Annotated in this window: 22 protein-coding genes, 1 tRNA gene and 1 pseudogene; 15 read left to right on the top strand and 9 right to left on the bottom strand. The window is 72.2% G+C overall.

Going from position 1 to position 22,588, the window contains the following annotated elements; all coding sequences use genetic code 11:
- Window positions 1-59: 59 nt before the first annotated feature.
- Window positions 60-1,046, bottom strand: coding sequence for an ADP-ribosylglycohydrolase family protein (locus tag AB0B01_RS26870; RefSeq protein WP_361724165.1), 987 nt, complete (start codon window positions 1,044-1,046; stop codon window positions 60-62).
- 249 nt (window positions 1,047-1,295) lie between these two features.
- Here AB0B01_RS26870 and AB0B01_RS26865 point away from each other — a divergent pair, with 249 nt between their 5' ends.
- The 5 genes from AB0B01_RS26865 to AB0B01_RS26845 all read left to right on the top strand — a co-directional run bounded on the left by AB0B01_RS26865 (window position 1,296) and on the right by AB0B01_RS26845 (window position 9,764).
- Window positions 1,296-2,027, top strand: a complete 732-nt coding sequence (locus AB0B01_RS26865; protein ID WP_361724162.1) for a VIT1/CCC1 transporter family protein — start codon at window positions 1,296-1,298, stop codon at window positions 2,025-2,027.
- A 414-nt stretch (window positions 2,028-2,441) separates the two neighbouring features.
- A complete protein-coding gene (gene gltB, locus AB0B01_RS26860) occupies window positions 2,442-6,980 on the top strand; it encodes a glutamate synthase large subunit (protein WP_361724180.1) in 4,539 nt (1,512 codons plus the stop codon).
- Entirely contained in the window at window positions 6,973-8,433 is a 1,461-nt protein-coding gene (locus AB0B01_RS26855) for a glutamate synthase subunit beta (RefSeq protein WP_361724159.1), read from the top strand. The genes gltB and AB0B01_RS26855 overlap by 8 nt, the downstream gene beginning before the upstream one ends.
- Before the next feature lie 309 nt (window positions 8,434-8,742).
- The gene (locus tag AB0B01_RS26850; RefSeq protein ID WP_361724156.1) at window positions 8,743-9,579 is read left to right on the top strand and encodes a helix-turn-helix transcriptional regulator; all 837 of its coding nucleotides are present in this window, start codon (window positions 8,743-8,745) and stop codon (window positions 9,577-9,579) included.
- Window positions 9,564-9,764, top strand: a complete 201-nt coding sequence (locus tag AB0B01_RS26845; RefSeq protein ID WP_361724153.1) for a DUF397 domain-containing protein — start codon at window positions 9,564-9,566, stop codon at window positions 9,762-9,764. Before AB0B01_RS26850 ends, AB0B01_RS26845 begins: the two co-directional genes overlap by 16 nt.
- Here AB0B01_RS26845 and AB0B01_RS26840 read toward each other — a convergent pair.
- Together AB0B01_RS26840 and AB0B01_RS26835 are read right to left on the bottom strand one after the other, a co-directional pair.
- Window positions 9,736-10,293: a UTRA domain-containing protein gene (locus AB0B01_RS26840; RefSeq protein WP_361724150.1), complete on the bottom strand. Its 558-nt coding sequence runs from the start codon at window positions 10,291-10,293 to the stop codon at window positions 9,736-9,738. The two genes, AB0B01_RS26845 and AB0B01_RS26840, sit on opposite strands and share 29 nt — an antisense overlap.
- Before the next feature lie 145 nt (window positions 10,294-10,438).
- Window positions 10,439-10,864 carry a hypothetical protein gene (locus tag AB0B01_RS26835; protein WP_361724147.1) on the bottom strand — a complete coding sequence of 142 codons (426 nt, stop codon included), beginning with the start codon at window positions 10,862-10,864 and terminating at the stop codon, window positions 10,439-10,441.
- A gap of 196 nt (window positions 10,865-11,060) precedes the next feature.
- Between AB0B01_RS26835 and AB0B01_RS26830 the strand changes: the two genes are divergently transcribed.
- Complete coding sequence (locus AB0B01_RS26830; RefSeq protein ID WP_361724144.1) at window positions 11,061-12,344, top strand: glycoside hydrolase domain-containing protein; 1,284 nt, start codon at window positions 11,061-11,063, stop codon at window positions 12,342-12,344.
- On the opposite strand, the gene AB0B01_RS26825 is transcribed toward AB0B01_RS26830, so the two are convergent.
- From AB0B01_RS26825 to AB0B01_RS26815, 3 genes are read right to left on the bottom strand one after another with little or no spacing between them, the layout of a single operon-like run.
- A complete protein-coding gene (locus tag AB0B01_RS26825; RefSeq protein ID WP_361724141.1) occupies window positions 12,337-12,846 on the bottom strand; it encodes a pyridoxamine 5'-phosphate oxidase family protein in 510 nt (169 codons plus the stop codon). The two genes, AB0B01_RS26830 and AB0B01_RS26825, sit on opposite strands and share 8 nt — an antisense overlap.
- A 36-nt stretch (window positions 12,847-12,882) precedes the next feature.
- Window positions 12,883-13,611: a VWA domain-containing protein gene (locus AB0B01_RS26820; RefSeq protein ID WP_361724138.1), complete on the bottom strand. Its 729-nt coding sequence runs from the start codon at window positions 13,609-13,611 to the stop codon at window positions 12,883-12,885.
- Window positions 13,608-14,267 (bottom strand): PadR family transcriptional regulator, encoded by a 660-nt coding sequence (locus tag AB0B01_RS26815; protein ID WP_361724136.1) that lies wholly within the window; start codon window positions 14,265-14,267, stop codon window positions 13,608-13,610. The genes AB0B01_RS26820 and AB0B01_RS26815 overlap by 4 nt, the downstream gene beginning before the upstream one ends.
- A gap of 104 nt (window positions 14,268-14,371) precedes the next feature.
- Here AB0B01_RS26815 and AB0B01_RS26810 point away from each other — a divergent pair, with 104 nt between their 5' ends.
- Window positions 14,372-15,100 carry a glucose 1-dehydrogenase gene (locus AB0B01_RS26810; protein WP_361724133.1) on the top strand — a complete coding sequence of 243 codons (729 nt, stop codon included), beginning with the start codon at window positions 14,372-14,374 and terminating at the stop codon, window positions 15,098-15,100.
- Window positions 15,101-15,116: 16 nt separating this feature from the next.
- Here AB0B01_RS26810 and AB0B01_RS26805 read toward each other — a convergent pair.
- Window positions 15,117-15,188, bottom strand: a tRNA-Ala gene (locus AB0B01_RS26805).
- A gap of 71 nt (window positions 15,189-15,259) precedes the next feature.
- Here AB0B01_RS26805 and AB0B01_RS26800 point away from each other — a divergent pair.
- The 4 genes and pseudogenes from AB0B01_RS26800 (at window position 15,260) to AB0B01_RS26785 (ending at window position 17,097) form a co-directional block, all read left to right on the top strand.
- Window positions 15,260-15,574, top strand: a complete 315-nt coding sequence (locus tag AB0B01_RS26800) for a hypothetical protein (protein ID WP_361724130.1) — start codon at window positions 15,260-15,262, stop codon at window positions 15,572-15,574.
- 51 nt (window positions 15,575-15,625) lie between these two features.
- Window positions 15,626-15,982, top strand: coding sequence for a hypothetical protein (locus AB0B01_RS26795; protein ID WP_361724127.1), 357 nt, complete (start codon window positions 15,626-15,628; stop codon window positions 15,980-15,982).
- Window positions 15,983-16,086: 104 nt separating this feature from the next.
- A pseudogene (locus AB0B01_RS26790) lies at window positions 16,087-16,487 on the top strand (class I SAM-dependent methyltransferase); the annotation flags it as partial.
- Window positions 16,488-16,671: 184 nt separating this feature from the next.
- Window positions 16,672-17,097: a hypothetical protein gene (locus AB0B01_RS26785; RefSeq protein ID WP_361724124.1), complete on the top strand. Its 426-nt coding sequence runs from the start codon at window positions 16,672-16,674 to the stop codon at window positions 17,095-17,097.
- 108 nt (window positions 17,098-17,205) lie between these two features.
- Here the strand turns inward: AB0B01_RS26785 and AB0B01_RS26780 are convergent, their stop codons facing one another.
- Complete coding sequence (locus tag AB0B01_RS26780; RefSeq protein WP_361724121.1) at window positions 17,206-18,204, bottom strand: acyl-CoA dehydrogenase family protein; 999 nt, start codon at window positions 18,202-18,204, stop codon at window positions 17,206-17,208.
- Window positions 18,204-19,349, bottom strand: coding sequence for an acyl-CoA dehydrogenase family protein (locus AB0B01_RS26775; protein WP_361724118.1), 1,146 nt, complete (start codon window positions 19,347-19,349; stop codon window positions 18,204-18,206). Before AB0B01_RS26775 ends, AB0B01_RS26780 begins: the two co-directional genes overlap by 1 nt.
- Window positions 19,350-19,457: 108 nt before the next feature.
- Here AB0B01_RS26775 and AB0B01_RS26770 point away from each other — a divergent pair, with 108 nt between their 5' ends.
- From AB0B01_RS26770 to AB0B01_RS26755, 4 genes are all read left to right on the top strand, one after another.
- Window positions 19,458-20,249 carry an SDR family oxidoreductase gene (locus tag AB0B01_RS26770; RefSeq protein WP_361724177.1) on the top strand — a complete coding sequence of 264 codons (792 nt, stop codon included), beginning with the start codon at window positions 19,458-19,460 and terminating at the stop codon, window positions 20,247-20,249.
- Window positions 20,250-20,264: 15 nt separating this feature from the next.
- A complete protein-coding gene (locus tag AB0B01_RS26765; protein ID WP_361724115.1) occupies window positions 20,265-20,879 on the top strand; it encodes a TetR/AcrR family transcriptional regulator in 615 nt (204 codons plus the stop codon).
- 27 nt (window positions 20,880-20,906) lie between these two features.
- The gene (locus AB0B01_RS26760; protein WP_361724112.1) at window positions 20,907-22,064 is read left to right on the top strand and encodes an acetyl-CoA C-acetyltransferase; all 1,158 of its coding nucleotides are present in this window, start codon (window positions 20,907-20,909) and stop codon (window positions 22,062-22,064) included.
- Window positions 22,065-22,251: 187 nt separating this feature from the next.
- On the top strand, window positions 22,252-22,458 hold the full coding sequence (locus AB0B01_RS26755; RefSeq protein ID WP_328925160.1) for a cold-shock protein: 207 nt from the start codon (window positions 22,252-22,254) through the stop codon (window positions 22,456-22,458).
- Window positions 22,459-22,588: the final 130 nt, after the last annotated feature.

Below are 22,588 nucleotides of genomic sequence, written 5' to 3'. Positions count from 1 at the left end.
GCCCGGGCCGGGCTCCGCCGGCTTGTCGGGCGGGGGCGGGGGCGGGGTTGGGGTCGCCGTCATCGGGGGGGCTCGGATTCCGGGGTGAGGAGGTCCGCGATGTCCAGGACGTGGTAGCCGCGCATCGAGGGGAGGCAGCTGCCCCGTACCGGTCCGATCGCCGAGGACCAGGCAGCGGGGATCGCGGCGGCGCCCGAGAGGGCTCCGGCCAGGGAGCCCGCCACCGCCGCCGTGGTGTCGGCGTCGCGGCCCATGTTGACCGCCGCCAGGACCGACCCGGCGAAGTCCCCGCCGGCCGCCGCGAACGCCCCGAACGCCAGGCCCACCGCCTCCGGCGCCAGGTCCGTCCACGGGTAACCGCCGATCACCACCGCGGAGCGCACCGCCCGTTCGCCGCGCGGGGCGGCCGTGACGGCCCGGCGCAGGGAGCGGGCCGTCCAGGAGTCCGAGGGGATGACCGACAGGGCCGCCGACACGACGGAGGCCGGCGACCCGCCGGCCATCGCCGCCGCGACTCCCGCGGCCACCGCCTGGCCGCCGTAGATGCCCTCCCCGTCGTGGCTCACGGTGCCGTCGATCGCGACCAGCCGCGCCGCCTCCGCGGGGCGGCCCGCCGCGAACACCCCGAACGGAGCCGCCCGCATCGCCAGTCCGTCCGACCACGCGTGCCGGTGCTGCGCCGAGATGGGGGCCGCGAGGCCCCGGCGGAGGTTCTCCAGCGTGCCGCGCTCGCTGAAGCCGGCCCCGCGGAACGGGCCCTCGTCGAGGTCGGCGATCCAGTGGTGCCAGGCCCGTTCCACATGGGACACGGTGAGCGCCGACCCGTGGCGGGCCAGCAGCAGCCCCGAGAAGATCGCGTACTCGGTGTCGTCCGTGCCGGCCGGGTCCTGCGAGACGAAGCCCTCGATGCGGCCCCATTTCGCCCGGATCTCCGACGGCTTCATGTTCTCGGCCGGGGCGCCCAGCGCGTCGCCCACCGCGAGCCCGAGAAGAGCGCCCCGGGCCCGTTCGAGGAGGACCTGCGGATTGCATGCGATCAGCTCCATGGCGGCGGCGCCTCTCCACTTGATGGCCTCATCGTGAGCCCTTGGGGGATTTGTGCCACGGCAGGTGGTTTGTCGGTCGCCGCAAAACACCCCGCCCGCACCCCCGTCACCCGGTCGCCGACCCCCAAATCCCCAGGTAAGTACGGCCTTCCTTGCTGGCGGGCAAGAAAAATCGTGCGTAGTTTCGAGGTGGCAGGGGGAGCAGGGCGCCTCGCAGCGCCCGTCCGTACAAAAGGGGAGATACGCCGCATGTCCATCATCGACATCGAAGCACCGCTGCACACCGCACACCGCGACAACCACACCCACCGCGACGTCAACGGTGGATGGCTGCGGCCGGCCGTCTTCGGTGCCATGGACGGGCTCGTCTCCAACCTCGCCCTGATGACCGGCGTGGCCGGCGGTGCCGTCGCCCCGCAGACCATCGTGATCACCGGCCTCGCGGGCCTGGCGGCCGGCGCCTTCTCGATGGCGGCCGGCGAGTACACCTCGGTCGCCTCGCAGCGCGAGCTGGTCCTCGCCGAACTCGACATAGAGCGCCAGCAGCTGCGCAAGCACCCGGTGGACGAGATGGAGGAGCTCGCCGAGCTCTACGTCTCCCGCGGCGTCGAGCCCGCGCTGGCCCGCGAGGTGGCGATGCAGCTGTCCCGCGACCCCGAGCAGGCGCTGGAGATCCACGCCCGCGAGGAGCTCGGCATCGACCCCGACGACCTGCCGTCGCCGATGGTGGCCGCCGTCTCCTCCTTCGGCTCCTTCGCGCTGGGTGCGCTGATCCCCGTACTGCCGTACCTGCTCGGTGCCACGTCCCTGTGGCCCGCGGTGCTGCTCGCCCTGCTCGGCCTCTTCGCCTGCGGCGCGGTCGTCTCCCGGGTCACCGCCCGGTCCTGGTGGTACAGCGGCCTGCGCCAGCTGCTGCTGGGCGGTGCGGCCGCCGGTGTGACGTACGTCCTGGGAACCTGGATCGGCGGAGCCATAGGCTGACCGGGCCCGGATGAGGCACTATGCAGTGGGCTACATAAGTAATCCATTACCCTGCGGTTTCAGGCCCGTGTCCGCCGGGCATCAGACGAGGGCGCTGCGGGGCAACGATGCCTCCACGCCACGTCGGGACCTTCGCCCCGTGATGTGCTTCTGCATCTCTGCTGCATCCCTGAACCCGCTGTGAAGGTCCCTCTTCTCTGCTCGCTCCGCTTCTCTCCGCTGCGGGCAGTGTCCGCATGGTGAAACGGCATATCCGCTTCTCGGGATTGCAGTCATCATGTAACCTGCACGAAATTTCGCAGAGGGCCAACGTCGTCCCTCGGCTATGCAAATGCCACGACGACGACGGGAGAGCCGATGCGTTCCGCATCCACGCACTCCGCGACCGGCCCGAGCACCACCGCCTGGTCGCCAATGGACGGTCGCCCCGCCCAGCAGGGCATGTACGACCCGCGCAACGAGCACGACGCCTGCGGCGTCGGTTTTGTGGCCAACCTCAGCGGCGAGGCCAGCCACACGCTGGTCGAGCAGGCGCTGACCGTACTGCGGAACCTTGAGCACCGCGGCGCCACCGGATCCGAGCCGGACTCGGGCGACGGCGCCGGAATCCTCTCCCAGGTCCCGGACGCCTTCCTGCGCGAGGTGGCCGGATTCGAACTCCCCGAGGCCGGCGCCTACGCCGTCGGCATCGCCTTCCTCCCCGCCGACGGCACCGCACAGGCCGTCGCCGTGGAGCAGATCGAGGCCATCGCCGCCGAGGAGAACCTCACGGTCCTGGGCTGGCGCGAGGTCCCGGTCACCCCGGACCTGCTCGGCAACGGCGCCCGCGCCACCATGCCGGCCTTCTCCCAGCTGTTCGTGAGCAACGGCAGCACCGGCATCGAGCTCGACCGCAAGGCCTTCGTGCTGCGCAAGCGCGCCGAGCGCGAGGCCGGGGTCTACTTCCCGTCGCTCTCCGCCCGCACCATCGTCTACAAGGGCATGCTGACCACCGGCCAGCTGGAGCCCTTCTTCCCGGACCTCTCCGACCGCCGCTTCGCCTCGACGCTGGCCCTGGTCCACTCGCGGTTCTCCACGAACACCTTCCCGTCCTGGCCGCTGGCCCACCCGTACCGCTTCGTCGCGCACAACGGCGAGATCAACACGGTCAAGGGCAACCGGAACTGGATGAAGGCCCGCGAGTCCCAGCTGGCCTCCGAGGCCTTCGGCGAGGGCGCGCTCGACCGGATCTTCCCGATCTGCACCCCCGACGCCTCCGACTCGGCCTCCTTCGACGAGGTCCTGGAGCTGCTCCACCTCGGCGGCCGCTCGCTGCCGCACAGCGTGCTGATGATGATCCCGGAGGCGTGGGAGAACCACACCTCCATGGACCCGGCGCGCCGCGCGTTCTACCAGTACCACTCCACGCTGATGGAGCCCTGGGACGGCCCGGCCTGCGTCACCTTCACCGACGGCACCCAGGTCGGCGCGGTCCTCGACCGCAACGGTCTGCGCCCCGGCCGGTACTGGGTCACCGACGACGGCCTCGTCGTCCTCGGCTCCGAGGTCGGCGTGCTCGACATCGACCCGGCCAAGGTCGTCCGCAAGGGCCGCCTCCAGCCGGGCAAGATGTTCCTCGTCGACACCGCCCAGAAGCGGATCATCGAGGACGACGAGATCAAGGCCGGGCTGGCCGCCGCTGCGCCGTACGCCGAGTGGCTCGAAAGCGGCGAGATCGAGCTGACGGACCTGCCCGAGCGCGAGCACATCGTGCACACCCACGCCTCGGTCACCCGCCGCCAGCAGACCTTCGGCTACACCGAGGAAGAGCTGCGCGTCATCCTCGCGCCGATGGCCCGCACCGGCGGCGAGCCGCTCGGCTCCATGGGCACGGACTCCCCGATCGCGGCCCTCTCCGAGCGCCCCCGGCTGCTGTTCGACTACTTCACGCAGCTGTTCGCGCAGGTCACCAACCCGCCGCTGGACGCCATCCGCGAGGAGCTCGTCACCTCGCTGCTGTCCTCGCTGGGCCCGCAGGGCAACCTGCTGGAGCCGACCGCCGCGTCCTGCCGCAGCGTCACCCTGCCGTTCCCGGTGATCGACAACGACGAGCTGGCCAAGCTCATCCACATCAACCACGACGGCGACATGCCGGGCATGAAGGCCGCCACCCTGTCGGGCCTGTACCGGGTCTCCGGCGGCGGTGAGGCCCTCGCCGCCCGTATCGAGGAGATCCGCGCCGAGGCTGACGCGGCCATCGCGAACGGCGCCCGCCTGATCGTCCTCTCCGACCGCCACTCGGACGCCGAGCACGCGCCGATCCCGTCGCTGCTGCTCACCTCCGCCGTGCACCACCACCTCATCGCCACCAAGCAGCGCACCCAGGTGGGCCTGCTCGTCGAGGCCGGCGACGTCCGCGAGGTGCACCACGTCGCGCTGCTCATCGGCTACGGCGCCGCCGCCGTGAACCCCTACCTGGCCATGGAGTCCGTCGAGGACCTCCTGCGCGCCGGTACCTTCCTGTCCGGCCTGGAGCCGGAGCAGGCCATCAAGAACCTGATCTACGCCCTCGGCAAGGGCGTCCTGAAGGTCATGTCCAAGATGGGCATCTCGACCGTCGCCTCCTACCGCGGCGCCCAGGTCTTCGAGGCCGTCGGCCTGAACGACGAGTTCGTCGGCACGTACTTCCAGGGCACCGCCACCAAGATCGGCGGCGCCGGCCTGGACGTCATCGCCCAGGAGGTGGCCGCCCGCCACGCCAAGGCGTACCCGGCCTCCGGCATCGCGGCCACGCACCGAGCGCTGGACATCGGCGGCGAGTACCAGTGGCGCCGTGAGGGCGAGCCGCACCTGTTCGACCCGGAGACGGTCTTCCGCCTCCAGCACGCCACCCGCAACCGCCGGTACGACATCTTCAAGAAGTACACGGACCGGGTGAACGAGCAGTCCGAGCGCCTGATGACGCTCCGCGGCCTGTTCGGCTTCAAGAGTGACCGTCCGGCCATCTCCGTGGACGAGGTCGAGCCGGTCTCCGAGATCGTCAAGCGCTTCTCCACCGGCGCCATGTCGTACGGCTCCATCTCCAAGGAGGCGCACGAGACCCTCGCCATCGCCATGAACCAGCTGGGCGGCAAGTCCAACACCGGTGAGGGCGGCGAGGACCCGGACCGCCTGTACGACCCGGCGCGCCGCTCGTCGATCAAGCAGGTCGCCTCCGGCCGCTTCGGCGTCACCAGCGAGTACCTCGTCAACGCGGACGACATCCAGATCAAGATGGCGCAGGGCGCCAAGCCTGGTGAGGGCGGCCAGCTGCCCGGCCACAAGGTCTACCCGTGGGTCGCCAAGACCCGGCACTCCACCCCGGGTGTCGGCCTGATCTCCCCGCCGCCGCACCACGACATCTACTCCATCGAGGACCTGGCTCAGCTGATCCACGACCTCAAGAACGCCAACCCGGCCGCCCGCATCCACGTGAAGCTGGTGTCCGAGGTCGGTGTCGGCACCGTCGCCGCCGGTGTCTCCAAGGCCCACGCGGACGTCGTGCTCATCTCCGGCCACGACGGCGGTACGGGCGCCTCCCCGCTCACCTCGCTCAAGCACGCGGGCGGCCCCTGGGAGCTCGGCCTCGCCGAGACCCAGCAGACCCTCCTGCTCAACGGGCTGCGCGACCGCATCGTGGTCCAGACGGACGGCCAGCTCAAGACCGGCCGCGACGTCGTCATCGCCGCGCTGCTCGGCGCCGAGGAGTTCGGTTTCGCCACCGCGCCGCTCGTCGTCTCCGGTTGCATCATGATGCGCGTCTGCCACCTGGACACCTGCCCGGTGGGCGTCGCCACCCAGAACCCGGTGCTGCGCGAGCGCTTCTCCGGCAAGCCCGAGTTCGTCGTCAACTTCTTCGAGTTCATCGCGGAGGAGGTGCGCGAGCTCCTCGCCGAGCTCGGCTTCCGCAGCATCGAGGAGGCCGTCGGCCACGCCGAACTCCTCGACACCACCCAGGCCGTCACCCACTGGAAGGCGCAGGGCCTCGACCTGGAGCCCCTCTTCCACGTGCCGGCGCTGCCCGAGGGCGCGGTCCGCCATGCCCTGATCGAGCAGGACCACGGTCTGCAGAAGGCCCTCGACAACGAGCTGATCGAGCTCGCGGCCGAGGCCCTGAACGCGCCGAGCGCCGAGGCCGCCCAGCCGGTCCGCGCTCAGGTCCCGATCCGCAACATCAACCGGACCGTCGGCACCATGCTCGGCTACGAGGTCACCAAGCGGTTCGGCGGTGCGGGCCTGCCCGACAACACGATCGACCTGACCTTCACCGGTTCGGCCGGCCAGTCCTTCGGCGCCTTCCTGCCGAAGGGCATCACCCTCCGCCTGGAGGGCGACGCCAACGACTACGTCGGCAAGGGTCTGTCGGGCGGCCGGATCGTGGTCCGCCCCGACCGCGGCGCCGACCACCTCGCCGAGTACTCGACCATCGCCGGCAACACCATCGGCTACGGCGCCACCGGCGGCGAGATGTTCCTGCGCGGCCGCACCGGCGAGCGCTTCTGCGTCCGCAACTCCGGCGCACTGGTCGTCTCGGAGGGCGTGGGCGACCACGGCTGCGAGTACATGACCGGCGGCACCGCCGTCGTCCTCGGCGAGACGGGCCGCAACTTCGCGGCCGGCATGTCGGGCGGCATCGCGTACGTCGTCGACCTCGACCTGAACAACGTCAACGCCGGCAACGCGGGCGCCGTCGAGGCCCTGTCCGACGCCGACAAGCAGTGGCTGCACGATGTGGTGCGCCGCCACGAGGAGGAGACCGGCTCGACCGTGGCCGCGAAGCTCCTGGCTGACTGGTCCGTCTCGGCGGACCGCTTCAGCAAGATCATCCCGACCACGTACAAGGCAGTGCTCGCCGCCAAGGACGCCGCTGAGCTGGCCGGACTCTCGGAGTCCGAGACCACGGAGAAGATGATGGAGGCGGCGACCCATGGCTGACCCGAAGGGCTTCCTCACCACCCCGCGGGAGACCGCCTGTACCCGTCCGGTGGCCGAGCGGCTGAAGGACTGGAACGAGGTCTACGTCCCCGGCTCCCTGCTCCCGATCATCAGCAAGCAGGCCGGCCGCTGCATGGACTGCGGCATCCCGTTCTGCCACAACGGCTGCCCGCTCGGGAACCTGATCCCGGAGTGGAACGACTTCGCGTACCGCGAGGACTGGTCGGCCGCGTCCGAGCGCCTCCACGCGACGAACAACTTCCCGGAGTTCACCGGCCGCCTCTGCCCGGCGCCGTGCGAATCGGCGTGCGTGCTCGGCATCAACCAGCCCGCCGTCACGATCAAGAACGTCGAAGTCTCGATCATCGACACGGCCTGGGACAACGGCGACGTCACCCCGCAGGCCCCGGAGCGGCTGTCCGGCAAGACGGTCGCCGTGATCGGCTCCGGACCCTCGGGCCTGGCCGCGGCCCAGCAGCTGACCCGGGCCGGGCACACGGTGGTGGTGTACGAGCGCGCCGACCGCGTCGGCGGTCTGCTGCGCTACGGCATCCCCGAGTTCAAGATGGAGAAGGTGCACATCAACCGCCGCATCGAGCAGATGCGCGCGGAGGGAACGAAGTTCCGCACCGGCATCGAGATCGGCCGCGACCTGACCGCGACGGACCTGCGCAAGCGGTTCGACGCGGTGGTCATCGCGGCGGGCGCCACGGTCTCCCGCGACCTGCCGGTCCCGGGCCGCGACCTCAAGGGCATCCACTTCGCCATGGAGTACCTGCCCCTGGCCAACAAGGTGCAGGAGGGCGACTTCGTCGCCCCGCCGATCACCGCCGAGGGCAAGCACGTGGTCGTCATCGGCGGCGGCGACACCGGCGCGGACTGCGTCGGCACCGCCCACCGCCAGGGCGCCCTGTCGGTGACGCAGCTGGAGATCATGCCGAGGCCGTCCGAGGACCGCCCTTCGGGCCAGCCCTGGCCGACGTTCCCCATGCTGTACAAGGTCACCTCCGCGCACGAGGAGGGCGGCGAGCGGGTCTATTCCGTCTCCACCACCCACTTCGAGGGCGACGAGGACGGCAACGTCCAGGCCCTGCACCTGGTCGAGGTCGAGTTCGTCGACGGCAAGCTGGTCCAGAAGGAGGGCACGGAGCGCACCATCCCGGCCCAGCTGGTCACCCTCGCCATGGGCTTCACCGGCACCGACCAGTCCAACGGCCTGGTCGACCAGTTCGGCCTGGAGCTCGACGCCCGCGGCAACATCGAGCGTGACGCCTCGTACGCCACCAACGTGGACGGCGTGTTCGTCGCGGGCGACGCGGGCCGCGGTCAGTCCCTGATCGTCTGGGCCATCGCCGAGGGCCGCTCCGCGGCCCGCGGCGTGGACCGCTACCTGACCGGCAGCAGCACCCTCCCGTACCCGGTCAAGCCGACGGACCGCGCCCTGACGGTCTGATCCTTCCGACGCCGGACTCTTGCACCGCTCGGCCGCAGGCGGCCTCCCGGGCTTCGGCCCGGCTGCGCCGGCCTCCGGCCGTCGGGTGGATGGCTGGGCTCGCGTCACCCCCGGTTATCGCCGGGACCCCTCATACGGACCGCACAACGGTGTGCGGACCCCCGACACAGCGCCCGTCATGTCCCCGACCAGGGATGACGGGCGCTGTGGCGTTGAGTAGTCGTATCAATGCGTTCCGTTGATCCTTCGGTGCGGTGGCGATTACGATTTTCGCGGAGCAAGGGCACTGCGGAAGCGGGGAGTTGGCTCATGGCCAAGCCGAACGATGAGGGTGGGGCGGAGACGCCGGATGAGTTCGCCCGCGAGGAACTGCGGGGAAGGCGCGAGGCGGCGGGATTGACCCAGGAGGGGCTGGGCGAGCGGATCTTCGCCACGGGGGCGTACGTCGGGATGATGGAGAGCGGGCGGCGTCGACTGCGCCCTGAGATCGCAAAGCTCATCGACAGGGAGCTGAACACGGGGGACTACTTCTTCCGCCTGGCCAGGGCGTTCAAGTCCAAGCACAGCGAGTACTTCGCAGCCGCAGCCGAGTTGGAAGGCCTGGCGACGGCCACCTACGAGTACGCCTGCACGCTGGTTCCGGGGCTGCTTCAGACGGGGGACTATGCCCGGGCCGTGATCCGGGCCGCCAGCCCGACCGCGCTTGCCGAGCGTGTTGAAGCCCTGGTCGCCGCACGCATCGAACGCGCACGGCTCCTCGTCGATCCGGAGACCCCCGAGATGTGGGTAGTCCTGCACGAGTCGGTGCTGCGGACAGCGGTCGGCGGACCTGCTGTCATGGCGGCTCAGCTGCGGCACATCGCTTCGTACGTCCGTGCCCACCGGATCACCGTGCAGGTCGTGCCGTTCGCAGCCGGGGCCCATGGGGCAGTGGGCTCGATGGTGCGCATCATGCAGTTCGCGGATGCGCCCGACGTGGCGTACACGGAGGGCCCCTACGCGGGGCAGCTGCTCGACTATCCGGCTCTGGTTCAGCGCTACTGGAGGTCATACGATCTTGCCAGGGCCGCTGCGCTGTCACCGGAGGTGTCCCTGACCTTGATCGAGTCGGTGGCGGAGGAGTACGCGACATGCGCGCAGACGTGAACGGCCTCTCCTGGCGAAAGTCCTCGTACAGCAATGGGGATGGCGGCGACTGCGTCGAAGTGTCCGATGACGTCCCGGGCATCATCCCCGTCCGGGACAGCAAGCTCGCGGGCGTCGGCCCGGTCTTGGTGTTCCCAGCCGCCGCGTGGACCTCGTTCATGCACGCTGTGAAGAGCCGAGACTGATCTCGTACCGCAACTGCTGCCGTCCGGCGGGCATGACCATCACGTCCGCCTGGATGGGGCGGTCCACGCCGTCATAGGTGATGCGGGCAAGTTGAAGTACTGGTTCACGGGACGCCAGGCCCAGCTGCTCTTGCTCCTCGCAGCTGGGCATCCGCGCTGTCACGGCCTCGACGACCCTTACGCCGACGTGCCCCAGCTCCGCTAGCAGCGTCACGGCGCCGCCGCGAATCTTGGCCGTCCCGGCCAATGGCGTACCTGTGGCGATGTCGGCGGGGTAGTAGGTGTCGGTCAACTCAATTGGTTCATCATCGAGTTCGATGATCCTGCGACGGACCACGACCCGCGCTCCAACCTCCAGGCCGAGCATGTCGGCGACCTCGGGGAGAACGACGACCTCCCCGGCGTGGAGGATGCGCTGCCCGCCCCGGCGGCCTGCGGAGTCGGCTTCGCCGGTCCAAGCGTCCGCGCTCCCTGCGGCGCGCGGGGTCAGGTACGGCATCGACGTACTGGTCCACTCGGCGCCGCTCACGCTGCCTCCTACGCATCCGCGACGAGTGCGTGGGCAAGTCGGCCCGCGCAGGCTTCAAGGTGGCGCTCATCTGAGTCCGCGCCCCGACACAGCGCCCGTCACGTCCCCGACCAGGGATGACGGGCGCTGCGGCGTGCAGGGACGGTTATTCCGGCTGGATGACCGCGGTGCCCCAGCGTATGGACGGGGACGAGGTCGTCACGGCGGCTCCGAAGCCGCCGTGCAGGCCGGTGCCGAGGGGGACGGTGACGGTGGCCGGGGTGCCGGTCGGGCAGGTCAGGCTGAAGGGGGCGCGGGCCTCGGGCTCCTCGTCGAGGCGGAAGGTCACCTCGATGCTGCCGCCGCCCTCGCAGGCGACGGTGATCAGGGTGTCCAGGTGGGCGTTCAGGCCGCCCGAGACGAAGCCGCCCGAACCCGTCCACTCGGGTATCCACAGCACCCCGTCCGGCCCCGGGTATCCGACCAGTTCACCCTCCGCGGCGGCCTGGGCCGGCCCCGCGGTCAGCGTCAGTACCGAGACCATCGCCGCAGCCGCAACGAGGGCCCTGCCGGCGGTGTACGCGTGTTTCATGTTTCCCCCACGGTCGTCCTGCTCGGTGTCGGTGCCGGTCGCACGCGACGACCACCACGCTAACCACCGCCACTGACAACGCCGCTGACCACCCGTGGGCTCCGTTCGCTCGTGCGGGTGATGCGCGGCGCCACCAGGGGCGCAGGGGACGCGGCGCCGTCCGATCGGGGGTCCCGGGGTCTGGTAACAGTGCCGCATGCCCTCCCGAATGATGTCGGCCTGTGTGCTCGGCGCCGCCCTGCTCGCGCCCGCCGCCGTCCCCGCCGACGCCGACGGGACCACCGTCGACTACCACGGGCTGAGCCTCAGCCTCCCCGGCCACTGGCGGGTCGTCGACCTCGACCGCAATCCCGACGCCTGTCTGCGCCTCGACCTGCCCACGCTGTACCTCGGGCACGCCGGCGCCCAGCGGGAATGCACCGGCCGGGCCGTGCGGACCCGCGCCGACACCCTGCACCTGGAGCCGCTCGAAGGGGCCCCGCCGCGCGCCGACATCCCGACCGTCGAGGTCGGTGCGGCGGCGGCGCTGCCCGAGGCCCGCGGCGAAAGCAACGAGGTCCGCTACGCCCTGCGCCGCCCCGGGGTGATGGCCACGCTGTCGTACGGCACCACCCCCGACGGCGTACGGGAGGTACTGGCGCGGGCCACCGCCCGGGCCGCAGCGCACGGCGCCGTCGGCGTTCCCGCCGGAGCCGTGGCGCGGCCCCGCCCCCGTACCGGGCAGGAGCCCTTCACCGGCTACGGCTTCGACGCCTGCACCGCCCCCACCCAGAGCGCCATGGACACCTGGCGGGCCGCCTCCCCCTTCGGCGCGATCGGCATCTACATCGGCGGCCGGGCCCGCGCCTGCGCCCAGCCGCAGCTCACCGCCGCCTGGATCGGGCGGCAGGCCGAGGCGGGGTGGCACCTGATGCCGCTCTGGGTCGGCCCGCAGCCCTGGCACAGCTCCACCACCGGCCTGTCCACCGACCCGTCCGAGGCCAACGACCAGGGCCGGGAGGCCGCCGACGGCGCAGTCGAGGCGGCCCGGGGCCTCGGCCTGGCCGAAGGCACCGTGCTCTACAACGACCTGGAGCACTACACGGACCGGCAGACCTGGGACCCGCCGGTCGTCGCCTACCTCACCGCCTGGACGGTCCGGCTGCACGAGCTCGGCTACCGCGCGGGCGCCTACACCTCCGCGAGCTCCGGCACCAAGGCGCTCAGCGCCCACCACGACCAGGCGCCCGAGGCCATGCCGGACGTCCTCTGGGTGGCCTCCTGGAACGGCCGGGCCGCGGTCGCCGACGCGGACATGGGCCTGCCCGAGGGCACCCCGCAGTGGGCCGGCCGGCGCCGCGCCCACCAGTACCGCGGTGACCGCGACGCCACGTACGGCGAGGTCACGATCACCATCGACCGCAGCTGGGTCGACATCGACCCCGCGCCCGGCCCGCCCGGCCCGCCCGGCCTGCCCGGCGTGCTCCGCGCGCTCAGCTAACGGGTTCCTCCCGCGGCGGCTCGTCGTCGTTGCCGCGCCGGATGGTGCGCAGCCCGTGCTCCGGGGTCCAGGTGCGCACCACCAGCTCGTCACCGTCGATGCCGATGTGGACGACCTCGGTCAGGTCGGCGTGGAAGAGGTGGAAGGGGTGCGGGGTGTCCGTCTCCTCCGCGTACCGGTGCAGCTCGGGCGGGTCCAGCAGCTCGATCGCCCGCCCGGAGATCCGCACGTCCCCGTCGGGCATCTCCTCGCCCGCGCCGGGGTTGGTGTGCAGCGCGAAACGCGGGTCGCGCTGCAGGTCCCTGGCCTTCAGGGAGCCCGGCATCATGCCGAGCCACAGTTCACCGCCGCGGATGTCGACGTTCAGCCCGGCCAGCCGCGGGGAGCCGTCCTTGCGCAGGGTGGCCAGGACATGGTGCGGGTACTGCGCGAAGCGGGCCCGGACCGCCGCCGCGAATTCCGGTTCCTGTCGTTCGAATGCTGCCCAGTTGTTCGTGGTCATGCGTCCATCAAAGCGCCTGCCTGCGGCCGTCGCCGCTCAGACGCGCACGATGCCGGCCTCGCGGGCCGCCGCCAGCCAGGACGGGAACTCCGAGACGAGCCGGTCGAACAGCACCCCGTCCGGCACCGCCCGCGGGTCGGGCCCGGCATGGAAGTACCCGGCGTTGTCCACCGCACGGCTCTGCGGGACGGGCAGCTCGTCCAGCCGGCGCAGGAAGTCGAACTGCGTGCTGCGCGTGTTCCCGAAGCCGACGAACTGCCAGAAGAGCGGCAGCCGGGCCGCCTTGCACAGGTAGCGCTCCGCCGCGAGCCGGTTCACCGGACCGCCGTCCGTCTGGAAGACGACCAGGGCGGGTTTGCCCGACCCGGAATCGAGATGGTGGTCGATCACCGCGTCCATCGCCGCGTGGTACGCCGTCTTGCCCATGTGGCCGAGCCGGGAGGCGATCTCCGCGACCCGCCCGGCGTGCCCGGCGAGGGGTATCTCCTCGACGGCGTCGATGTCGGTGGAGAAGAAGACCACCGGCACCCGGCCGTCGCCGTCCAGGTGCGCGGACAGGCCCAGCACGCGGTCCGCGAGCGCCTGCACGGTGCCGTCCCGGTAGTACGGACGCATCGACCCCGAATAATCCAGGACCAGGTACACCCTCGCGCGGCCGCCCTCCAGACCGTGCTTGCGCAGCGAAATCCCCGCGCTCTTGTAGAGGTTCACGAGCGCCGGAGCGGTCGCTTCCATCGTGCGGAGGCCGATCGCGCTGCGCGTCATGGCCCCGAGGGTACGTCGGCGGTACCGGCGGCGCCATCGGCACCGGCGAGCCCGCCGACGCCGCCGGCCTCGGCGACGCCGCCGTCATCGCCGAGGCCGGCGATGTCGTCCAGCATGGCGGCGGCGAGGTCCCGCTCGGAGGCGTAGTACCGCTCCGCCCACCTGAGGGCGAGCACGGGGTGCGTCGCGCGGTCCGTCCCGTCCTCGGCGGCCACCAGATCGGCCGCCGCCCGCTCGCGCAAGCCCTCCGCGTACTCCCGCTGCCTGGCGAGGAGTTCGCGCAGCTGCTCCGGCTCCAGCAGATGGCCCAGCCACAGCCGCAGCATCGGTCCGTGCTTGAGGACGGGCGGGTCGACGGGAGCCTCGCGGGCCCAGGCGCGGACCGCGGCCAGGCCCTCGCCGGTGATCCGGTAGACCCGCTTGTCGCGGGTGCGGCCCTCCTCCGACACCCGCCGGGAGGAGGCGTAACCGGCCTTCTCCAGGCGCCTGAGCTCACCGTAGATCTGGCTGAAGGACGGGCTCCAGTAGAAGAACCCGAGCGAGCGGTCCGACCACTTCTTCAGGTCGTAGCCGGAGAGTTCCCGCCCGAAGGAGAGCAGGCCGAGCACCGCCCAGCCGGTCGCCGGGAGCGCGGGCCTGTCGGTGTCGTCTGCCACGCGCCGCAGTCTACGACCGGCCGCCCGGGCCGCCCCTCTTCCTCCCGCAGGCTCTGACTGCTAGGTATATGCCTCTCGGGGATAGGGCGCTGGGAGGCCGGTCCATGACGTTCCCGCTCGACGGCAAGGTCGTCCTCATCACCGGCGCCGGACGTGGGCAGGGCGCCGCCGAGGCCCGGTTGTGCGCGCAGGCGGGGGCCCGGGTGGTCGTCACCGACGTACGGGAGGAAGAGGGCCGGGCGGTGGCCGCGGAACTCGGCGACCAGGGGCTGTACGTACGGCACGACGTGGCGGACGCGGACAGCTGGGCGCAGGCCGTCCGCGCGGCCGTACGGGCCTTCGGGACCGTCTCGGCGCTGGTCAACAACGCGGCGCTGTGGCGCACGGCCCACGTCGAGCAGCAGCGGCCAGAGGAGTTCGAGCAGCTGCTGCGGGTCAACCTGCTCGGGCCGTTCCTGGGCATCCAGGCGGTGGCCCCGCTGCTGCGGGCGGCCGGGGGCGGCTCGATCGTGAACATCTCCTCCACGGCCGGCCTGGTCGGGATCCCGGGACACGCGGCCTACGGGTCCACCAAGTTCGGCCTGCGCGGGCTGACCCGCTCGGCGGCGCTGGACCTGGCCGGGGACGGGATCCGGGTCAACTCGGTGCATCCGGGAGCCATCGACACCCCGATGATCTCCGCGGTGTCGGGCCAGGACTGGTCGCACGTCCCGCTGGGGCGGATGGGCCGCCCGCGGGAGGTGGCCGAGCTGGTGCTGTTCCTCTGCTCGGACGCGTCCTCGTACGTGACGGGCACGGAGTTCGCGGTGGACGGCGGCATGACGGCCCGCTGAGCCGGACCGAAAGGGGGCGGGGCGGCCGGATTCGAACCGGCGTCCTCCTCCATGCCGTGTAGGCGCACTACCTCTGTGCTACGCCCCCGCCCTTGGGCCGGACCATATGTGATCACCGGCGGTGGCGCGCCCGGGTTTTTCGCCCGGCATGATGTGCCCATGTCGATGCTGCTCCGCCATCTGCTGGTCCTGGCCGTGGAGTTCGGTGCGCTCCTGTTGCTGCGCGGCCCGGACGGCGCCCCCTGGGTCCCTGTCCTGCCGGCCGTCTTCGTCGTCGGATCGGGCGTCCTGCTCGGCACGGAGGCCGAGTTCGTGCCCCGATTCCTGATCGCGCTGAGCGCGGTGGGCGTCGCCGCACTGGGCGGCCGCGCCTGGGACGCCGAGCACCCCTTCTCACCCTCGGGCGTGGCGGCGGCCCTGCTGCTGGTCCTCCAGACCGTGACGCTGACACGCCACGCCCGCCGCGCCGCCTGAGGCGGAAACCCGCTGGCCGGACGGGGTGCACCGGGCCTAGGGTCGGCCTCCATGTTCCCGACGACGTCGTCCACGACCACGCTCTGGCGCCCGACGGGCCCAGTCGAGCTCGACCTCGTCCGCGCGCTCGACTGGCGCGCGTGGCCGCCGCGCCTGCCCGAGCAGCCGATCTTCTACCCCGTCCTGAACGAGGACTACGCGGTCCGCATCGCCCGCGACTGGAACGTCAAGCACGACGGCGCGGGCTTCGTGACGCGCTTCGAGGTCGACTCGGCGTTCCTGGCCCGCTACCCGGTCCGGCAGGCGGGCGGCGAGACGATCCTGGAGCTGTGGGTTCCGGCCGAGGAGTTGGAGGAGTTCAACGCGCACATCGTGGGACGCATCCAGGTGGTGCGGGAGTTCCGGTGAGAATGGCACCGTGACCGCCACGCCCCGCCCACCCGAACCCGACCCCGCGCCCGCGTCCGACCCCGCGCCCGACCCCCGCTCCGGGGCGCGCCCCGGCCCGCTCCCGGGTCCGGTCCTTCGATGCGGCCGCCGCGCTCTACGCCGCCCACCGGCCCGGGTATCCCGACGCGCTGTTCGACGCCGTCGAGGCGCTCTCCGGGCGGCCGCTGCGCGGGGCGAGGGTGGCCGATGTGGGGGCCGGGACCGGGATCGCCACCGGCCTGCTGCGTGCCCGCGGCGCCGAGGTCCTCGCCGTCGAGCCCGGCGACGGGATGGCCGCCGAGTTCCGCCGGGCGCACCCCGGGATCCCGCTCGTACGCGGGGACGGGGACCGGCTGCGCTCGCGGGCGCGAGCTTCGACCTCCTCACCTACGCCCAGGCCTGGCACTGGACCGACCCGTCCCGCTCCGTCCCGGAGGCCCGCCGGGTGCTGCGCCCGGGCGGCGCGCTCGCGCTGTGGTGGAACGACCCGGACACCACCGCTCGGCCCCCTCTTCCCCGACGGCCTCGTCGAGGAGCAGTACGTCGTCACCCTCGCCGTGGCGGTCATATGAGGCGGGCCGCCGGTCTCGCGCCGGCCGTGCTCGCCGTACTCTCCCGCGCTCAGCGGCCTCACGGGATGCGCGTTCTGGAACGGAGCGGACGAGGACGTGCGCTACCAGCAGGACTTCGACCGACACGAGCCGCTGCGCGTGGAGGGCCATCCGTCCGCGGGCGCGCTGCGGCTCGTCCAGCAGGTCGTCTGGCGGCTCGGCGACGGCGCCGAGGCGGAGCTCGCCTCGCTCGCGAGCAGCGACAGTGCGCACGGCGAGGCGGCGAAGGTGGCGCGGAGCTGGACCGCCGAGTTCCAGAAGGCCGCGCAAGGGCAGGTCACGGCGGCTTTCTGCAGGCCGGGGGACGGCCGCGAGGCCCTGGTCCTCACCTTCCACGACACCGGGCAGACCAAGGTCCTCCACGTCCGGCTGGACGGTGGGGCAGGGGAGGACGGCTGGCGCGTGCGGATGCTCGAAGCCGATCAGGCCCGCGGGCAGGCCCCCGAGAGCCTGCCGCAGTGCCCCTGGAAGGCCGTGCCCTGAAGGCCGTGATCCTGAAGGCGGCACCCCTGGAGCAGCACCTCTGGAGGCAGTACCCCTGAAGGCAGCACCCCTGAAGGGCGGCCTGCTGTGGAGCGGGCGCCCGCGGCTTCACCGCTCCGCGGCAGCCCCGAGCACGGCCGCCCGGCACTGGGCCGGGGTGCCCCAGGCGTCGCGCAGGGGCCGGGCCTTGCGCAGCCACAGGGAGAGGTCCAGTTCCTCGGTGTAGCCGACCGCGCCGTGGAGCTGGAGCGCCGTCATGGCCGCCCCGTACGCCGCCTCGCCCGCCGCGAGCTTCGCCGCCGCCACTGCCCCCGGATCCGGGACCAGCGCCGCAGCCCACACCAGCGGCCGGGCGAATTCCAGCGCGAGGAGGGTGTCGGCCAGCCGGTGTTTGACCGCCTGGAAGCTGCCGATCGGCGCCCCGAACTGGCTGCGCTGCTTCGCGTACTCCACCGTCCGCGCCAGCAGGGACAGGCCGACGCCCAGGCACTGGGCCGCCGTCAGCAGCCGCGCCCACAGCGCCGCCTCCCGTGCCGCCGCCACGACCCGGGGGCCCGTGGCCAGCAGCTCCCCGCCCGCCGGGGGCCGGAAGAGGCGCCGCGCCGGGTCGGTGGACCGCAGCAGCGCCGCCCCGCCCGCCTGCGCGAGCCGCAGCTCGCCCTCCTGCGACACCGTGAAGCAGTACGAGGCCGCGTCCGCGTCCAGGGCGTACGGGCCGCCGCCGGGCAGGGTCAGCGTGGCGAGCGCCTCACCCGAGACCAGGCCCGGCACGAAGCGCTTCGCCAGGGCCTCGTCGCCCGTCCGGGAGAGCCGGGACAACAGCACCGTGGCGGCCGCCGTCTCCACCACGGGCCCCGGCATCCCGGCCCGGCCGCACTCCACCAGGGCCATCGACAGCTCCACCGGCAGCAGCCCCGCCCCGTCGTACGCCTCCTCCGCCCCCAGCGCGAAGACTCCGGCCCGCGCCAGCCGCCCCCACAGCGCCCGCCCGGGCGCCTGGTCCCCGGCCGCCCAGGCCCGTACCGCCGCCGGGACCTCGGCGGAGGCCAGCAGGGCGTGCAGCGTACGGGCGAAGTCGGCCTGTTCGCCGGTCGGCAGGAAGCGCATCAGCGGCGGCCCTTCGGGAGGCCGAGCAGCCGCTCGGCGATGATGTCGCGCTGGATCTCGTTGGTGCCCGCGTAGACGGGACCGGCCAGGGAGAAGACCCAGGGCTCCGCCCACGGCCCCTCGGCCAGCTCCGCGTCCGCGCCCAGCAGGTCCAGCGCCGTCTCGTGCAGGGCGATGTCGTACTGCGACCAGAACACCTTGTTCAGGCTGGACTCGGCGCCGATGGACTCCCCGGCCGCGAACCGTGCGGCGCTCGCCCAGGTGAACAGCTCGTACGCGCGCGCCCCGACCAGCGCGTCCGCCACCCGCCCGGCCAGCGCGGTGTCGGAGGGATCCCCGGCCGTGCGCCACAGCGCGAACAGCCGCTCCGCCGCGGCGAGGAAGCGGCCCGGCGAGCGCAGCGTCAGGCCCCGCTCGTTGCCCGTCGTCGACATCGCGATCCGCCACCCCTGGCCAGGCTCGCCGATCACGTCCTCGTCCGGTACGAACACCTCGTCGAGGAAGAGCTCCGCGAAGGCGGGCTTGCCGTCCAGGCGGCCGATGGGCCGCACGGTGACCCCCGGGGCCCGCAGGTCGAACATCAGGTACGTGAGCCCCTGGTGCGGCTTGGGCGCGTCCCGGTCCGTGCGGAAGATGCCGAACGCGCGGTCCGCGAAGGCCGCCCGCGAGGACCAGGTCTTCTGCCCCGACAGCAGCCAGCCGCCCCCGGTACGGACGGCCCTGGACCGCAGTGACGCCAGGTCGGAGCCCGCCTCCGGCTCCGACCAGGCCTGCGCCCAGACCACCTCGCCGCTCGCCATGGAGGGCAGCACCCGCGCCCGCTGGTCGGCGCTGCCGTAATCGAAGAGCGTGGGGGCCAGCAGATGGATGCCGTTCTGCGAGACCCGGCCGGGGGCGCCCGCCGCCCAGTACTCCTCCTCGAAGACCAGCCAGCGCTCGATGTCGACGCCCCGGCCCCCGTACTCCTCGGGCCAGGACACCACCGCCCAGCGGTCCGCGTGCAGCCGGGCCTCCCAGGCGCGGTGCGCCGCGAAGCCCTCCGCCGTCTCCAGGGAGGGGAGGGGGTCGGCCGGGACGCGGGCGGCGAGCCAGGCGCGCGCCTCGGCCCGGAAGGCCTCCACGTCCGCCCCATGGGTCAGGTCCATCAGCCGTCGCCCCCTCCACGCTTCCCTAACAAGTGTTTGGTAGATTAACGTACGGCCATGAGCAGCGTCGAGGAATCCCGCCGCCCGCGGCCGAAGGATCCGAAGGAGATGCCCACCCGTCCCGCACCCGCGTACGTGGCCGGGCACGGACTGCTGGCGGACCGCACCGCCGTCATCACCGCCGCCGCCGGGGCCGGCATCGGCGGCGCCACCGCCCGCCGCTTCCTGGAGGAAGGCGCCCGCATCGTCATCGGCGACTCCCACGCCCGCCGCCTGAAGGAGACCGAGGACGCGCTCGCCGCCGAGTTCGGTGCCGGCCGCGTCACCTCCCTGCCCTGCGACGTCACCGACGAGGACCAGGTCCGCGCCCTGTTCGCGCACGCCGAGCAGGCCCACGGCCGCCTCGACGTCGTCGTCAACAACGCCGGCCTCGGCGGCAACGCCGCCCTCGTCGACATGACCGACGAACAGTGGGGCAAGGTCCTCGACGTCACCCTGAACGGCACCTTCCGCTGCACCCGCGCCGCCCTGCGCTCCCTCAAGGCAACCGGCACCGGCGGGGTCGTCGTCAACAACGCCTCCGTCATCGGCTGGCGCGCCCAGACCGGACAGGCCCACTACGCCGCCGCCAAGGCCGGGGTGATGGCCCTCACCCGCTGCGCCGCGCTGGAGGCGGCCGAGTTCGGCGTACGGGTCAACGCGGTCGCCCCGAGCCTGGCCATGCACCCGCACCTGGTGAAGGTCACCAGCGAGGACCTGCTGCGCGAGCTGACCGCCCGGGAGGCCTTCGGCCGGTACGCCGAGCCGTGGGAGGTGGCCAACGTCATCGTCTTCCTGGCCAGCGGCTACTCCTCGTACATGACCGGCGAGACCGTCTCGGTCAGCAGCCAGCACCCCTAGGTCGAGAATGGGCCTGTGCCAACGAACAAGAAGAAGACCCAGGTGACACCCTCACCCGAGCGGCGCCGCGAACTTCTCGACACCGCCGCCGAGGTCTTCGCCGCGCAGGGCTACAACGCCACCACCGTCCGCAAGATCGCCGACGCCGCCGGCATGCTCGCCGGCAGCCTCTACTACCACTTCGATTCCAAGGAATCGATGCTCGACGAGATCCTCTCGTCCTTCATGAACGAGCTGTGGGCCGGCTACGACAGCGTCCTGGCCGCCGGACTCGACCCCAGGAGGACCATCGAGGCCCTCGTCACCGAGTCCTTCCGGGAGATCGACCGGCACCGCGCCGCCGTCGCGATCTACCAGAAGGAGGCCCGGCACCTGTCCGCGCAGCCCCGCTTCCACTACCTGTCCGACTCCCAGGTGAAATTCGAGAAAGCCTGGCTGGGGACGCTGGAGCGCGGGGTGGAGGCCAAGGTCTTCCGGGCCGACCTCGACATCCGCCTCACCTACCGCTTCGTGCGCGACACGGTGTGGGTGGCCGCGTCCTGGTACCGGCCGGGCGGACAGCACAGCCCCGAGGAGATCGCCCGCCAGTACCTGTCGATGGTGCTGGACGGGATCGCCGTACGCACCTGACCCGACCCCGAGTCGAAGGAGCCCCCGATGCCCGAGGCCTACATCGTCGAAGCCGTGCGCACCCCCGTCGGACGCCGAGGGGGCGGCCTGTCCGCGGTCCACCCGGCCGACCTCGGCGCCCACGTGCTCAAAGCCCTCGTCGCCCGCTCCGGCATCGACCCGGCGGCGGTGGAGGACGTGGTCTTCGGCTGCCTGGACACCGTCGGGCCGCAGGCCGGGGACGTCGCGCGGACCGCATGGCTGGCGGCCGGGCTGCCGGAGGAGGTGCCCGGGGTCACCGTCGACCGCCAGTGCGGCTCCTCCCAGCAGGCCGTCCACTTCGCCGCGCAGGGCGTCCTCTCGGGCACCCAGGACCTGGTGGTCGCCGGCGGCACCCAGAACATGTCGATGATCCCGATCGCCTTCGCCTCCCGGCAGGCGGCCGAGCCCCTCGGCCTCACCGAGGGCCCCTACGCCGGCAGCGAGGGCTGGCGGGCCCGGTACGGGGACGCGCCGGTCAACCAGTTCCACGGCGCCCAGCTCATCGCGCAGAAGTGGGGGATCACCCGCCGGGACATGGAGGAGTTCGCCCTGCGCTCCCACCAGCGGGCGGTCCGGGCGATCGACGAGGGGCGCTTCGAGCGCGAGACCGCGCCCTACGGGGACGTACGCGTCGACGAGGGCCCGCGCCGGGACACCACCCTGGAGAAGATGGCCGGCCTCAAGCCCGTCCTGGAGGGCGGCACGATCACCGCGGCCGTCTCCTCGCAGGTTTCGGACGGGGCCGCGGCCCTGCTGATCGCCTCCGAGCGGGCCGTCGCCGAACACGGCCTGCACCCCCGCGCCCGCATCCACCACCTCTCCGTACGCGGCGAGGACCCCATCCGGATGCTGTCGGCCCCCATCCCGGCCACCGCGCACGCCCTGAAGAAGACCGGCATGTCACTCGACGACATCGACCTGGTGGAGATCAACGAGGCGTTCGCCCCGGTCGTCCTGGCCTGGCTGAAGGAGACGGGAGCCGACCCCGAACGGGTCAACGTCAACGGCGGCGCCATCGCCCTCGGCCACCCGCTGGGCGCGACCGGAGTGAAGCTGATGACCACCCTGCTGCACGAACTGGAACGCACCGGCGGCCGCTTCGGCCTCCAGACCATGTGCGAGGGCGGCGGCCAGGCCAACGTGACCATCATCGAGCGCCTCTAGCGCGCGCCGACACGCCGCGCGGCCGGGTGCTACCCCGGCCCCGGCGAGGTGTGCTAGCTTTAAGGCGTTGCAGTTGTGGTACCCATGAACTTTATGTGCGCCTGACGGGAATGTTCCTCAGGCGCTTTTATTGTTTTTGCCGGAGTCTCCGGATGGGGCCCCTTGCCATCTATTCAGGAGATTCAAAATGGCACTTGGCACCGTGAAGTGGTTCAACTCGGAAAAGGGCTTCGGCTTCATCGAGCAGGACGGCGGCGGCCCGGACGTCTTCGCCCACTACTCGAACATCGCCACCTCTGGCTTCCGTGAGCTGCAGGAGGGCCAGCGCGTGTCCTTCGACGTGACGCAGGGCCAGAAGGGCCCGCAGGCGGAGAACATCCTCCCCGCCAACTAAGGCCGGTCAGCACGCCGGGGGGGGCCCCCCCCGGGGGGGGCCCCCCCGGGGGTGGGGTTTGCGACCGGTTTACCCCCGCCCCCCCCCACCCCCACGGGGCGGCGGGGCCCCTGTTTAGGCCCGGGTGTGG

The sequence above is a fragment of the Streptomyces sp. NPDC044571 genome, assembly GCF_040647115.1.
In the GTDB taxonomy this organism is placed as follows: Bacteria; Actinomycetota; Actinomycetes; order Streptomycetales; family Streptomycetaceae; genus Streptomyces.
This window is presented reverse-complemented; position numbering and strand designations above follow the sequence as displayed.

Coding starts and splice junctions, on each gene's coding strand:
- AB0B01_RS26870 (WP_361724165.1), bottom strand. CDS start 1,046: ATGGAGCTGATCGCATGCAATCCGCAGGTCCTCCTCGAACGGGCCCGG.
- AB0B01_RS26775 (WP_361724118.1), bottom strand. CDS start 19,349: ATGGACCTGACCCATGGGGCGGACGTGGAGGCCTTCCGGGCCGAGGCG.
- AB0B01_RS26825 (WP_361724141.1), bottom strand. CDS start 12,846: ATGACCACGAACAACTGGGCAGCATTCGAACGACAGGAACCGGAATTC.
- AB0B01_RS26845 (WP_361724153.1), top strand. CDS start 9,564: ATGCGCGCAGACGTGAACGGCCTCTCCTGGCGAAAGTCCTCGTACAGC.
- AB0B01_RS26755 (WP_328925160.1), top strand. CDS start 22,252: ATGGCACTTGGCACCGTGAAGTGGTTCAACTCGGAAAAGGGCTTCGGC.
- gltB (WP_361724180.1), top strand. CDS start 2,442: ATGGACGGTCGCCCCGCCCAGCAGGGCATGTACGACCCGCGCAACGAG.
- AB0B01_RS26800 (WP_361724130.1), top strand. CDS start 15,260: ATGTCGATGCTGCTCCGCCATCTGCTGGTCCTGGCCGTGGAGTTCGGT.
- AB0B01_RS26760 (WP_361724112.1), top strand. CDS start 20,907: ATGCCCGAGGCCTACATCGTCGAAGCCGTGCGCACCCCCGTCGGACGC.
- AB0B01_RS26795 (WP_361724127.1), top strand. CDS start 15,626: ATGTTCCCGACGACGTCGTCCACGACCACGCTCTGGCGCCCGACGGGC.
- AB0B01_RS26865 (WP_361724162.1), top strand. CDS start 1,296: ATGTCCATCATCGACATCGAAGCACCGCTGCACACCGCACACCGCGAC.
- AB0B01_RS26835 (WP_361724147.1), bottom strand. CDS start 10,864: ATGAAACACGCGTACACCGCCGGCAGGGCCCTCGTTGCGGCTGCGGCG.
- AB0B01_RS26850 (WP_361724156.1), top strand. CDS start 8,743: ATGGCCAAGCCGAACGATGAGGGTGGGGCGGAGACGCCGGATGAGTTC.
- AB0B01_RS26830 (WP_361724144.1), top strand. CDS start 11,061: ATGCCCTCCCGAATGATGTCGGCCTGTGTGCTCGGCGCCGCCCTGCTC.
- AB0B01_RS26820 (WP_361724138.1), bottom strand. CDS start 13,611: ATGACGCGCAGCGCGATCGGCCTCCGCACGATGGAAGCGACCGCTCCG.
- AB0B01_RS26780 (WP_361724121.1), bottom strand. CDS start 18,204: ATGCGCTTCCTGCCGACCGGCGAACAGGCCGACTTCGCCCGTACGCTG.
- AB0B01_RS26770 (WP_361724177.1), top strand. CDS start 19,458: ATGCCCACCCGTCCCGCACCCGCGTACGTGGCCGGGCACGGACTGCTG.
- AB0B01_RS26855 (WP_361724159.1), top strand. CDS start 6,973: ATGGCTGACCCGAAGGGCTTCCTCACCACCCCGCGGGAGACCGCCTGT.
- AB0B01_RS26810 (WP_361724133.1), top strand. CDS start 14,372: ATGACGTTCCCGCTCGACGGCAAGGTCGTCCTCATCACCGGCGCCGGA.